Annotated in this window: 11 protein-coding genes; 2 read left to right on the top strand and 9 right to left on the bottom strand. The window is 70.3% G+C overall.

Translation table 11 applies throughout. From position 1 onward, the window contains the following. Positions 1-140: 140 nt before the first annotated feature. The 3 genes from OG214_RS14175 to OG214_RS14185 form a co-directional block, all read right to left on the bottom strand. Complete coding sequence (locus OG214_RS14175; RefSeq protein ID WP_363080010.1) at positions 141-839, bottom strand: transglycosylase SLT domain-containing protein; 699 nt, start codon at positions 837-839, stop codon at positions 141-143. A 385-nt stretch (positions 840-1,224) separates the two neighbouring features. Further along, positions 1,225-2,550, bottom strand: coding sequence for a PhoH family protein (locus OG214_RS14180; protein ID WP_093598250.1), 1,326 nt, complete (start codon positions 2,548-2,550; stop codon positions 1,225-1,227). 466 nt (positions 2,551-3,016) lie between these two features. Further along, positions 3,017-3,778, bottom strand: a complete 762-nt coding sequence (locus OG214_RS14185) for an isoprenyl transferase (protein WP_363080009.1) — start codon at positions 3,776-3,778, stop codon at positions 3,017-3,019. Between the two features lie 148 nt (positions 3,779-3,926). On the opposite strand from OG214_RS14185, the gene mgrA reads away from it, so the two are divergent. Next, entirely contained in the window at positions 3,927-4,964 is a 1,038-nt protein-coding gene (mgrA, locus tag OG214_RS14190) for an L-glyceraldehyde 3-phosphate reductase (RefSeq protein WP_363080008.1), read from the top strand. Between the two features lie 480 nt (positions 4,965-5,444). Here the strand turns inward: mgrA and OG214_RS14195 are convergent, their stop codons facing one another. Beyond that, positions 5,445-6,389, bottom strand: coding sequence for a prepilin peptidase (locus tag OG214_RS14195; protein WP_405984932.1), 945 nt, complete (start codon positions 6,387-6,389; stop codon positions 5,445-5,447). Between the two features lie 125 nt (positions 6,390-6,514). On the opposite strand from OG214_RS14195, the gene OG214_RS14200 reads away from it, so the two are divergent. After that, the gene (locus OG214_RS14200) at positions 6,515-6,874 is read left to right on the top strand and encodes a DUF192 domain-containing protein (RefSeq protein WP_363080006.1); all 360 of its coding nucleotides are present in this window, start codon (positions 6,515-6,517) and stop codon (positions 6,872-6,874) included. 44 nt (positions 6,875-6,918) lie between these two features. Here OG214_RS14200 and OG214_RS14205 read toward each other — a convergent pair whose 3' ends face one another. The 5 genes from OG214_RS14205 to OG214_RS14225 form a co-directional block, all read right to left on the bottom strand. Continuing rightward, positions 6,919-7,728: a hypothetical protein gene (locus OG214_RS14205; RefSeq protein WP_405984933.1), complete on the bottom strand. Its 810-nt coding sequence runs from the start codon at positions 7,726-7,728 to the stop codon at positions 6,919-6,921. A 215-nt stretch (positions 7,729-7,943) separates the two neighbouring features. After that, positions 7,944-9,167, bottom strand: coding sequence for a phosphotransferase (locus tag OG214_RS14210; protein ID WP_405987503.1), 1,224 nt, complete (start codon positions 9,165-9,167; stop codon positions 7,944-7,946). A gap of 52 nt (positions 9,168-9,219) precedes the next feature. After that, positions 9,220-9,696, bottom strand: a complete 477-nt coding sequence (locus tag OG214_RS14215; RefSeq protein ID WP_363080003.1) for a hypothetical protein — start codon at positions 9,694-9,696, stop codon at positions 9,220-9,222. A 261-nt stretch (positions 9,697-9,957) separates the two neighbouring features. Beyond that, the gene (locus OG214_RS14220; RefSeq protein WP_405984934.1) at positions 9,958-10,467 is read right to left on the bottom strand and encodes a hypothetical protein; all 510 of its coding nucleotides are present in this window, start codon (positions 10,465-10,467) and stop codon (positions 9,958-9,960) included. Between the two features lie 39 nt (positions 10,468-10,506). After that, a complete protein-coding gene (locus OG214_RS14225) occupies positions 10,507-12,207 on the bottom strand; it encodes a polymorphic toxin-type HINT domain-containing protein (RefSeq protein ID WP_405984935.1) in 1,701 nt (566 codons plus the stop codon). Positions 12,208-12,483 lie beyond the last annotated feature (276 nt).

Genomic DNA, 12,483 nt, shown 5'->3' on the forward strand with positions numbered 1-12,483 from the left:
TGGATCAGCCCGGGGCGTCTGGCGCGGTGCATCGCAAGGCGGAGGATCGCCCGTGTACTGGATGTACTCGGGTGACTCCGACAACGCGGCGAGGTGCCGTGCCAGGCGTTCCGGGCCCACGAAGATCGACCGGATAGGACCTAGTACCAGTTGTTGGCCTGCCAGAACGACCAGGCACCACAGGGGCTGCCGTAGCGGCCGTCCATGTAGTTCAGGCCCCACTTGATCTGGGTGGCCGGGTTGGTCTGCCAGTCGGCGCCGGCCGACGACATCTTGGAGCCGGGCAGCGCCTGGACCAGACCGTACGCGCCGGAGGACGGGTTCTGTGCCTGGTAGTTCCAGCCGGACTCGTGGTCCACGATGTTGCTGAAGCACTGGAACTGGTCGGCGGGGATCATCTGCCGTGCCATCGCCTGGACCTGGGCCACGGTGTACGAGCTCTGTACCGCGAAGGTGGTGGCGGAGCGCACCTCGTCACGGCTCGCGCGCTCGGCCGCCTCCTTGGCCTCCCGCTCGCGGTCGGCCTTCTCCTCGGCGGCTTCCTTCTTCGCCTTGGCGTCCTTGGCGGCCTGGATACGGGCCGCTTCCTCCGCGGACTTCTTCGCGGACGCGTCGGCCGCGGCGGCCTGCACGTCGGCCTGCTGGGTCAGCGACGCGGTCTGCACCTGCGCCTGCTGGCCCGCGGGAATGTCTGCGAGGAGCGTCGTGTCGGCTGCGGCCGCCTCGAAATTGTCGCCCGAAACCTGGGGGTCGCCCGAGGCGACACCCACGACAGCGCCGACGGTGGTGACCGCGGTGGCCGATGCCACGGCGAATCCCCGGACCGAGATCCGGCTCACACGGTGTCCTTCCAGCATCGCCCGTATACGTGACCTCACGGACGCGATCGTGCCCCTGGCACTGGCCTCCGCACTACTGGGTCACGGGAGACACGGGCCCGGTGGGCAACCCCCTTGCGGGGACTGCCGCGTGGTGCACGGGCGGCATACGGCGGCAGTTGTGGAGTTGTGTGGTGCAGCACCACTGGGGGTGCGCGTGTGCCGCATGCGGGGCCTGACGGAAGCAAGACTCTGCCGGAAGGCAACGCCATGAGGCAATTCTTCGTTGCGTGGGAAAGCTCACACTCCGTTTGGCCGGGAAGAAAAAGGAAAGAGCCGCGCAGCACAACGCCGCCCGGCTAGGCTGTTGCGCTCTGCCGGGCGGCGTGAACTGTGGCGATACGGTCTAGATCTGACCGTCCTCCAACATTTCGGTCACCAGCGCCGCGATCTGCGAGCGCTCGGAGCGGGTCAGGGTGACATGCGCGAAAAGCGGATGACCCTTCAGCTTCTCGACGACCGCGACAATTCCGTCGTACCGGCCCACCCGCAGATTGTCGCGCTGCGCCACATCGTGGGTCAGCACCACCCGGGAGTTCGCCCCGATCCTGGAGAGAACGGTCAGCAGGACATTCCGCTCCAGGGACTGGGCCTCGTCGACGATGACGAACGCGTCGTGCAGGGAGCGTCCCCGGATATGGGTGAGCGGCAGCACTTCGAGCATGCCGCGCCCCAGCACCTCCTCGATCACCTCGCGGCCCGCGACCGCCGAGAGCGTGTCGAAGACCGCCTGTGCCCACGGGCTCATCTTCTCGGCCTCGGTGCCGGGCAGATAGCCCAGCTCCTGCCCGCCCACCGCGTACAGCGGCCGGAAGACCATCACCTTCTGATGCTGCCGGCGCTCCAGGACCGCCTCCAGGCCCGCGCAGAGGGCCAGCGCCGACTTGCCGGTGCCGGCCCGGCCGCCCATCGACACGATGCCGATGTCGGGGTCGAGGAGGAGATCGAGGGCGATGCGCTGCTCGGCGCTGCGGCCGTGGATCCCGAAGGCCTCACGGTCGCCGCGGACGAGCCGGACATTGCCCTCGGCCGTGACCCGGCCGAGCGCCTTGCCGCGCTCGGACTGGAGCACCAGTCCGGTGTGCACGGGCAGCTCGCTCGCCTCGGGCACATAGAGCGACTCCTCGGTGAAGAGGAGGTCGACCTGGTCCGCGGCGAGCGTCAGCTCGCTCATCCCGGTCCAGCCGGAGGAGTCGGTGATGGCGAGCTCGGCGCGGTACTCCTCGGCGAGGAGGCCGACCGACGACGCCTTGATGCGCAGCGGCAGGTCCTTGGAGACGACCGTGACGTCGTACCCCTCGGCCTGGAGATTGCGCGCGACCGCGAGGATCCGTGAGTCGTTGTCCCCCAGACGGAAGCCGGCGGGCAGGATGCCGGGATCAGAGTGGTTGAGCTCGACACGCATCGTGCCGCCCAGGTCGCCCAGCGGAATGGGGGCGTCGAGACGGCCGTACCGGACCCGGAAGTCGTCGAGCAGGCGCAGAACCTGCCGGGCGAAATAGCCGAGCTCCGGATGGTGCCTCTTGGCCTCCAACTCCGTGATCACCACGATCGGCAGCACTACCTCGTGCTCGTCGAAGCGGGACATGGCGTTCGGATCGGCCAGCAGGACGCTGGTGTCGAGAACATAGGTGCGCCTGTCGGGCATGCGGCGCTTTGTGCTGGTCACCACGGAAGGACGTACCCCCTCGAATGAGGTCGGGGTGCGACGGCGTCGCGGGCGGGTGGGCCGGGCTCGGGCCCCATGCGCGGGCCGAGCTCCGGCCCTCCATGTCGCCCGTACGTCTGACCGCACGGTCGTCCTGGTGCAAAGGGCCTCCCGGGCGGACGGCCCCATGCCGTCCGCTGAGATGCGACGTCCACGGACCTGGCTTTCGGACATCGACCTGGGGGAGGTATTCCCTCGAACACGCGCGGCCATGCCACGGCATATGACGGACGGCTGGTGAACCACAGGTGAAGGGGGTGCGTGGCGGCCCTGCGGAGGGTCCGCGCGATGCTCGCGGGGCGCCTGCCACGGCCCTCGACGGCGCGCGGACACCCCTGCGGGCCCCCTGGAAGCGACGCGCCGAAAGGCCTCGCACAAAGGACCCGTACGGCCTAGTACGGGGCCCTTACGCCGGGAAAGGAGCGGAAGGTCAGGTCCCGTAGCGGCGGTGGCGCGCCGCGTAGTCACGCAGGGCGCGCAGGAAGTCGACCTTGCGGAAGGCCGGCCAGAAGACTTCGCAGAAGTAGTACTCCGAATGGGCGCTCTGCCACAGCATGAAACCGGACAGACGCTGCTCACCGCTGGTGCGGATGACCAGATCGGGGTCCGGCTGGCCGCGGGTGTAGAGATGCGACGAGATCAGGTCGGTGTCGACGATCTCGGCGAGCTCCTCGAAGGTGGTGCCCTTGTTCGCGTGGTCCGTCAGCAGGGAGCGGACCGCGTCCGCGATCTCCTGCCTGCCGCCGTAACCCACGGCGACATTGACGAGTATTCCCTTGTTGCCGATGGTGGCCTGTTCTGCCTCCTTGAGGACCATCTGCGTACGGCCGGGCAGCAGGTCCAGCGTGCCGACGTGATGCACCCGCCAGCGGCCGTCGGCCGCCAGGGCGCGGACCGCGTTCTCGATGATGCCGAGAAGGGGGATCAGCTCGTCCTCGGGACGGTCGAGATTGTCCGTGGAGAGCAGCCAGAGTGTGACAACCTCCACATTGGTCTCGGAGCACCAGCCGAGGAGTTCCTGGATCTTGCTGGCTCCGGCCTTGTGTCCCTGCTCGGCCGTACCGCCGGACGCCTTCGCCCAGCGGCGGTTGCCGTCGAGGATGACGCCGATGTGCTTGGGCACCTGGGCATGATCGAGGCGGCCTTCCACCCGGCGTGCGTAGAGCCCGTACACCAGGTCGCGCAAGTTCACTGAGTCCACCTCTCGATTCGATGGGGACCGGCGCGTCCGCTGGCGGGATCCTGGGGCCGGCCCTGGGACCCCGAAGCCGTCACATTACTGCGCGGCCCCCACAGGCACCCAACCCGGTCTGTCACAAGTCCGTGATAAGGAATGAACCGTGACTGATTTTCCCCCTTACCTCGCAGCCGACGACCGGTACGACTCCATGGAGTACCGGCGCAGCGGACGCAGCGGCCTGAAACTGCCCGCGATCTCGCTCGGCCTCTGGCACAACTTCGGTGACGACCGGACCCTCGATTCGCAGCGCGGCATCCTGCGCCGCGCCTTCGATCTGGGCGTCACGCACTTCGATCTGGCGAACAACTACGGGCCCCCGGCGGGATCCGCCGAGCTGAATTTCGGCAAGCTCTTCGCGCAGGACTTCTCGGCCTATCGTGACGAACTCATCATTTCCACCAAGGCCGGATATCTCATGCATCCCGGACCTTACGGTGAATGGGGTTCGCGCAAGTATCTGCTGTCGTCGCTCGACGCCTCCCTGGACCGGATGGGTCTTGATTACGTCGACATCTTCTACTCGCACCGATTCGACCCGGACACTCCACTTGAGGAGACGATGGGCGCGCTGGCCTCCGCCGTGCGGCAGGGCAAGGCGCTGTACGTCGGTGTCTCGTCGTACACCGCGGAGCAGACCGCGGAGGCGGCCCGGCTGCTGAAGGAGATGGGTGTTCCCGCGCTCATCCACCAGCCGTCCTATTCGATGATCAACCGCTGGACCGAGGACGACGGCCTGCTGGACACGCTGGAGGCGGCCGGGATGGGCTGTATCTCCTTCGTGCCGCTGGCCCAGGGACTTCTGACGAACAAGTACCTGAAGGGGATTCCGGAGGGATCGCGGGCCACGCAGGGCAAGTCCCTCGACCCGGATCTGCTGTCGGACGAGGTCACGCGCCGGTTGAACGGGCTGAACGAGATCGCCGGGCGAAGGGGTCAGTCGCTGGCGCAGCTCGCGCTGAACTGGGTGCTGCGCGACCCCCGGATGACGTCGGCGCTGATCGGCGCTTCGAGCGTGAAGCAGCTGGAGGAGAATGTCGCGGCGCTGGCCGGGGCACCGCTCTCCGCCGATGAGCTCAAGGAGATCGACAGCTTCGCGGTGGACACCGAGGGCACGAACATCTGGGCCGGACGGGGCTGACGCTCCGCGGTCCCTGACCGGGCGGGCCGACGGGAAAGTGGTCGGCCCGTCCGGTCGTCCGGAGTCCGCCTTGACGTGCTGGGGCGGGCCGGACAAGAAAACGGGCCGGTCCGTGGGGGGGATACGGACCGGCCCGAGGGGGGGTTTCCACCATAACCCTTCGTAAGGGATGGTGCGCGCCACGACAGGCCGTGATGACGCTCCGAAAGCACCGGAGGGCCCCGCGGGGCCCGGAATTCCGGAGCTCAGAGGGGTTCGGGGCCGGGCGTGGCGAGTAGTAGCCACGCCGCGTCGTAACCCTCAGGAGCGATGAGCCGGGGTCGACGGGCTTGACGCGGAGTGTGAGAACTGGGGCCCGGCTTCCGGTTGGGACCGGGTCGCCGATCGAGGCCGTGGCTCCGATGAGGCCCGGTCGCCGCTCGATCCCCGGGCTCCCCTCTTACGCGCGCGCCACGTACGCGCGCGCCACCTACGCCCGCGTCACGCGGCGGCGAGGCCGCCGAGGAGGATGCCGATCAGGGCTCCGGTGATCATGAAGGGTCCGAACGGGATCGACGACTTGCGGCCCGCCCGGCGCAGCAGGATCAGCCCGAGCCCGTAGAGCGCGCCCAGCAGAAACCCGGCGAACGCGCCGACGAAGAGGACCTGCCAGCCGTACCAGCCGAGGGCGACCCCGAGCGAGAGCGCGAGCTTCACATCGCCGAAGCCCATACCGTTCGGGTTGATCAGGAAGAGTACGAAGTAGCAGGCGCCGAGGGCCACTCCGCCGAGCAGGGCCGACGGCCAGGAGCCGCCTGCGGCGGGGAGCAGGGCCGCCACGCCGAGCAGCACCGCCGCCGCAGCGGCGAGGGGCAGCGTCAACTGGTCCGGCAGCCGGTGGACATGACGGTCCACCAGGGCGAGCAGTACGGCGAAGGGTGTGAACAGCAGCCAGACGGCGAGTTCGGGGCGTGGCCCGGTCGCCGCCGCGAGGGCCGCGCAGGAGAGGGCGGTGAGCAGAGGGATGAGGACGGACGGAGCGTAGGCGGCGGGGGCGACGGGGGGGCGCGGTTCGTCGGGCTCGACGGCGGTGACCGGCTCCGTGGTCGCGGGCGGGGTCGTCGCGGGCGGGGTCGTCGCGGGCGGAGCCGGGGCGAGCGGAGTCGGGGCCGCGTCCGCGTCGTCGGGCGCGGGCGCGTGGGCCGTTTCGGGCGCGGGGCGCTCCGTCTCCGTACCAGGCGTAAGGGCGGGAACACCCGCTTCGCAGCCCGCGCAGCGCGTACCGCCGAGCCATCCGCCGGCCGGACCGGTGATCGGGTGTCCCTCGGGACAACTGCCGCGCCACGCCTGCTCCGGCTCGACCGAGAGCCGGTACGCCGCTCGTGGCAGCAGCAGTCCGGTGGCTCCGCCCCAGAGAGCGGCGACGACGATCAGCGTGACGTACACAGCACCGACCCTAGAGCCGCCCGCCGGGCCCGGTCATGGGCCCAGGGGCCCACTCCCGGTGCACGAGGCCCAGAAGCGGAGGTCCCGGGACACGGCCCGGCCGCCGGGCGCTACGGTCTACGGCCATGGGCACTTGGCGGAACGGCACCGGACAGTTGACGATCGCGGGGCAGGACGGCTCGGTGGATCTGGAGATCGCCGCGTCGTACGGGACACGGCGGCGCGGTCTGCTCGGGCGCGACGGGATCGACGGCGCGCTGCTGATCACCCCGTGCAACAGCGTGCACACCTTCCGGATGCGCTTCGCGATCGATGTGGCGTATCTGGACAAGGAGTTGACGGTCGTCGACATCCATACGCTGCGGCCGGGACGGCTCGCCATGCCGCGCTGGAAGGCCCGTCACGTACTGGAGGCGGAGGCGGGTGCGATGGCGCGCTGGGGTCTGCGGCCCGGCACCAAGGTGAGCATGGCGCCGGGGGCATGAACGAGCGGACGCGCGCGAGCGCGGGAACGATCCGCCGACCATGGCTACTTGAGCTTGGTGGCCTGGGCCTGGAGCAGGGCGGCGGGCATCCGCGGGGTCCTGGCGTCTTCCAGGTTCGCCGTGTAGAAGGTGGCCACGGTGCCGCCGACCCGTACGACATGGAACACCAGCGGGACCGGTTCGCCCTCGAAGTCGCCCGTCACCTGGTAGGCGAGCGCGTCGTCGCCCACCTCGACCGGTGGCAGCAGCTTCACGCCGGTGTACTTCGACGGGCTGTCACCGCCGGTCGCCGTGAAGCCGTCGGCGCAGGCGGTGACGGCGGTACGGAGCCTGCTCAGCACGGTGCCCGCGCCCTGACCGCCGTGGGCGGTGAGAAACTCCGAGACGGCGGGACGGCCGTTCCGCGAGCCGACGAGCTGCCGGTACGCGACGGCCTTGCCCAGCGGCTCCGGCTTGCCGTTGATCACTGCGGTCAGGGGCAGACACTCGGCCTTTCCCGCCGTCTCGCCCTGCGGCGGCGGAGCGGCCATCCGTTCGACCGTGAAGCCGGACACATCGCCCTCGGTGAGTACCGCCCGGTCCAGTTCGTCCTGGCCGAGCACCCTGCCGTCGCTCGCGCCGATACCGGTCAGACCGGGCCGGGGGCTCGGTTCCTCGGACGGTTCGCCGGTCGGGGTGGCGGGGGCCGTGGCCGTCGCGGCGGCCTTCGCGTCGGCGTCCTTCCTCGACGTCTCCCCGTCGCTCTGTTTGCCGCCTCCGCAGGCGCCCGTGAGTCCCAGTGCCAGCGCGGCGGCCGTCGCGGCCAGGATGACGCGACGTGACATGACCGGCATATCCGCGGTGCGCGTCCTCATGACGGTTCCCCCATCTCGCTGGACCTGCGACTCAGCGGCCTGCCGCGCACCGACTGTTCCCGCACGCTAGCAACGGCTCTCACCAGCACGCATGGGCCTACGGACCCAATACACGCCCGCGGGGCCCTACCCGCGCCCCCATGCCGATACGCCCGGTACGCCTCGTCCGTACACCTGTACGCCCGTACGCCTTGCTCGCTGGTTCCCGCGCCCGTTCACTCCGGGCGTCGTACCGGTACGGGACCCAGCCGGGGCCAGCGGGCTCGTATCCGTGCGGCCATGTCCGTAGCGAGCCGTCCAAGGGCGCCCAGTTCGGAGCCGGCGTCGGTGGCGGAGTCGGTGCCGGTGCCGGTGCCGGTGGCGGCGCTCTCGTCGGTCGACCGGGCGACCACGTCGAGACGGTGCAGCAGCCGCTGGCGGGCGGAGGCCGTGCCCCACTTCCAGTCCCGGCGCGGCAGCCTGGCGAGATGGTCGACCGCGCCCCGGTGGTCCCGTCGGACGAGGGCGTCGCCACGGATCAGCCAGCCGGCGCACGCGTCGGCGAGGTCGCCCTCCGGTTCGGTGCCCGTCGTGTCGCGCCAGACCGAGCGGTAGGCGGCCTCCGCCGCGCTGACCAGGGGCGCGGGGGCGGCGGTGACGCACCAGCAGGTCGGGAAGCCGATCCGTACGTAGGCCAGTTCCATCAGTCCGCTGCCCAGGGACGCCTGCTCGAAGTCGACGAAGCGGATCCCGTCCGGGGTGTGGAGATCGTTGCCGGGGCAGGGGTCGCCGTGCAGCAGGGCCGGGCGGAGCGGTGGCCGGCCCAGTCGTTCGACCAGACCGTCGAGTTCGTCGCGGACGCCGGCGGGGACGGCGGCTCCGAGCACCTGGGCGAGCGTGAGGAACGAGTCGATGTCGGCGTCGCCGGGGCCCGACCAGGCCGGCAGCGCGGCCAGTTCGTCCACGGGTGCGGCGTCGCTCACAGGTCCGGCGTCGCTCGCGGGCGCCGCTTCGTCCACGGATCCGGCGTCGCTCGCGGAGGCCGCTTCGTTCGCCGGTCCGGTCGCCGGGGCGGAGGCGTGCAGCCGGGCCAGGGCCTCGGCGTACGCGACTTCCCATCCCTCGGCGGGCGGCCGGTGTTCCAGCAGCTCCATGACCAGCAGCCGCGCGTCGTCGTCCGTACCGAGCAGCCGTGGTACGACGGGGTGCGCCGCCCTGCCCGCGAGCCGTAGCGCGGCCACCTCACGGGCGTATCTCCCGGCGGCCTCGGGTCCGCCGAGGAGCTGTTTGACGACGGCGGGCCCGCCACCGGGCAGTTCGACCCGCCACACCCGTGAACGCGGACTGCTGTCGAGCACCCGTGCCCGGCGCGGGGCGCCCAGCGCCGCCAGCAGTTCCTCACCGAACGGGACGCCTGTCCGCTTGTTCACGTGCTCCCCTGCCCGCTCGTCCGTCCGCATCATCCAACGCCGTCGCGGCGGTGAGCGGCAACTCCCTTTCCTACGCGTGTTCCTACGTGTGCGGGATCTCGGCGAGCGGTGTCACCTCGGCGCCGGGGAAGGCGGCGACGGCCGTTTCGACGGCGTCCACGGTGTACGTCGTCGGCTCGTCGTCCGAGGCCAGCAGACGGGCCCTGGTCACCGTGCCCGCCGGGTCCGTGAGCCAGTACGTCTCCGGGTCGATGCGGTCGTCGGGATGGAGGACCATGACCCCGGTTCCGCGCGCGAAGGCCACCGCCAGCTCGGGCTCGGTCACGGGCGCGCCATGGACGGCCGTCGACGGCTGGACCTGGATGTCGAGACTCATCGCCACATCGCCGCGCACGGGTCGGTACGTACAGAGGACGAACGCCTCCCAGTCGCGTTCGCCGAAGTCGTCCCGGCCGGCGCAGACGTCCACCTGACCGCGCGGCACCCGCACCACGTCGGCCAGTGCCTCGGTCAGCTCGGCCGGCTCCAGCCGTCTGCTGAGCAGGAAATTGCAGATCACGGTACGTACCCCCGGTCAACGGCTCCGGCGTACGCGGGAGCGTGTGGATGCTGTTCCTGGACGTACACAACCTCGTCGGAAGCGCGACGCTACGCGCCGCGCCCGACGCGGTCATGGGCCCCAGGACCCAGTCCGGTCCCACTCGTCCCACGCCCGGTCTCCCACCGGTCCCGTCTCACAGCTCACGGCCACAGCTCCCAGCTCGCGGCTTCCGGCTTCCGGCTTCCGGCTTCCGGCTTCCGGCGGTCCCGTACCCGTCTCTCACTCGTCCCGCAGGACCGTGGTCACGGCGGGGACGGTGTCGCTCCCGTACAGCTCGGTCCAGCGCTTCTCGTCGGCCTCGTTGCCGATCCTGATGCCGAACGTCCAGGTCGGGTCGAGGAACAGCGTCTGACCGCCCTCGAAGTCCAGCGCCAGGCATCTGCACTCCACCCCGGGAGCGGAGTGGACGCGCACGCGCAGACAGCGCAGTTCGTCCCTGCCGTCGCCGAAGAGCTGTTCGCCGTACGAGGCGACGATCACCTCGTCCTCGGCCTCGGCCAGCGTCCCGATGTCGTCCCAGCCGACGGACGGCACCCGCGCGCAGCCCAGCCGCTCGAACTGGCCGAGCGACTCGAACCTCAGCAGCCCCTCGTCCAGCCGCAGCCATACGGCCACCGGCTGGGGCCGGAACTCGGCCACGGCGTCGTCCCGGTCGACCCAGCCCGGGACGAGGACATCCCGGACGTGATGGTCACGGAGTGCCTCTTCGACCGTCCCGCGCGCACTCATCGCGGCGGCCTCTTCAGCCCCGTTGCCCAGTCCATCCCGTCATCCCTTCTTCCCCGGCGCCTTCTTGGTGATCTCGATCGAGGTGTCGAGTCCCTCACCGCTACGGAGCGCGGTCCAGAAGTCGCCGTTCTCCCTCAGGACGATGGTCACGCCCCTGCCACGATAGATCAGCCCCTCCGGCTCGCCCTTCTTCAGCGTGCCCTTGCCGACGAGCTCGAAGGTGCCGTCCTCGATGGCCCCGGCGATGTCCTCACGGAACCGCGGGCCGTCCTCCTTGAGCCTTCTGTACCTGGTGCCCAGGGCGTCCTCGACGAGCTTCTTGTGGCGCAGGAAGTGGTCCTTGAACTTCCTCGCGTCACCCTCTCCGACCGTCGGCTTCCTGGCGGACTCGGCCTCTTCCGGCGACATGTCGCAGTCGTCGTTGTGGACGAGCACAGCCGTGGAGCCGACGAAGACGTAGTACGTGTGGATGCCCGCGACGGTGAGGTCATGGGTGGTCCGGGGCTCGGTGTAGTGGCCGACCGCCACGACGCGCGTCGCGGCCCCGGCCGGGGTGCGCAGTTCGTCACCGGGCACGATCTCGCCGGCGTCGGCCCAGCGGGCCCGGTCGCTCAGCCAGAACGGGTGGGTGTCGGTCGCCGTGATCACCGCGGGGCCCGAGGCCGTGGCGACCGTGAGCCGGGTGAAGTCCTTGTCGTCGTGGGTGGTGATGGTCCGTACGACGGGCCGGGCCCGTGTCACACCGGTCACCGGGTCCGTGGCCAGGACGCGGGTACCCACCGGGATCCGGTCGATGGCCATACGGCGGCCGTCGGCGAGCAGCACCGGGGTGCCGGGCAGGAAGCTGTGGCGGACGGGACAGGCGACGGGCTCCTTGTCCGGCTTCTCCTTGTCGCCGTCCCCGGGTTTGTCCTTCTTCCCGGCGTTCTCGGCGTCGAGTCTGCGTTTCGCGTCGGCGAGTCTGTCCTCCGCCTCACCGACCCGCTTACGGTTCTTGATCAGGCCCCTGATGCCGTCGTACAGATCGCCGCCGTGCTTCTTCAGCTTTGCGACCAGCTCGACGGCCTTCTTCCACTTCCACGGCGCCCCGTACTTCGCCGCGAGTTTGCCGACGGCGCCGCCGACAAGGCTGAGCAGCACATTGACAAGGGTCTCCGTGCAGGCGCCCATGTCGCCCTTGGTGACACAGTCGAGGGCGTCGGTGATCCCCAGCTCGTCGGCGAGGATCTTCGCCAGCTCCTTGGCGGCCTCCTTGGCCTTGTCGGAGTCGGTCCGCTCGGCGGCCTGGGCGTCCTGGAGTTCCTTGAGCGCGGCCTCGTAGTCGATCCGGGTCGGGGTCTTCCCGCCGGTGTCACCCGGATCTCCTTCGCCCGGATCCCCTTCACCCGGATCGCCCTCGCCCGTACCGATGTCGTCCGTACCATCGGTGCCGCCCGTGCCGCCCGTGCCGCCCGTGCCTCCGGTGTCGGTGGCCGGGTCGCCCGCCGGGTCGTCCGCGCCGGGACCGTCCTGTTCGCCGACGGCCTCGGTGTCCCCGCCACCGCCCCCGCCGCAGTCGCCCCCGCCGGTGATCCGGCACACCTGCGTGCTGATCCCCTCGGCGATGACCGGCCCGGCCCCGGTCGCCACCAGCGCGCCGACGATCGCGGCGACGACGACCACCAGGCCGACGTACTCGATGGCTCCCTGACCCCGCTGCGCTCCGCGCAGTCCCAGCAGACGCGTGTCCGTACGCGGCATGACCCGCCGTACGCGACGACGAAAACGACGCACTACCCCCAGTGGCGACATGAAAGGAGGTTATGTGCCCATTCCTGTACGGTCTTGGGCCCTGGGGCCCAAGTCGGGACTCAAATCCCCTTCCGCACAAGGGGCATGACCACGGACACGGCACCAAGGGCACGACACGAAGAGGCCTGGCGAAGGACCTGCCGAAGGACACGTCGAGGGCACGCCGAAGGGGCCCGGTCCACGCGGACTTCGCGGTGGACCGGGCCCTCCGGTCATGGCATGTGC

The organism is Streptomyces sp. NBC_00872 (assembly GCF_045161915.1).
Classification (GTDB): domain Bacteria; phylum Actinomycetota; class Actinomycetes; order Streptomycetales; family Streptomycetaceae; genus Streptomyces.

What these genes read in the sequence shown, in the direction of transcription:
- OG214_RS14200 (WP_363080006.1), top strand. Translation starts at nt 6,515, where the DNA reads ATGGGCACTTGGCGGAACGGCACCGGACAGTTGACGATCGCGGGGCAG.
- OG214_RS14205 (WP_405984933.1), bottom strand. Translation starts at nt 7,728, where the DNA reads ATGAGGACGCGCACCGCGGATATGCCGGTCATGTCACGTCGCGTCATC.
- OG214_RS14210 (WP_405987503.1), bottom strand. Translation starts at nt 9,167, where the DNA reads ATGCGGACGGACGAGCGGGCAGGGGAGCACGTGAACAAGCGGACAGGC.
- OG214_RS14220 (WP_405984934.1), bottom strand. Translation starts at nt 10,467, where the DNA reads ATGAGTGCGCGCGGGACGGTCGAAGAGGCACTCCGTGACCATCACGTC.
- OG214_RS14225 (WP_405984935.1), bottom strand. Translation starts at nt 12,207, where the DNA reads ATGCCGCGTACGGACACGCGTCTGCTGGGACTGCGCGGAGCGCAGCGG.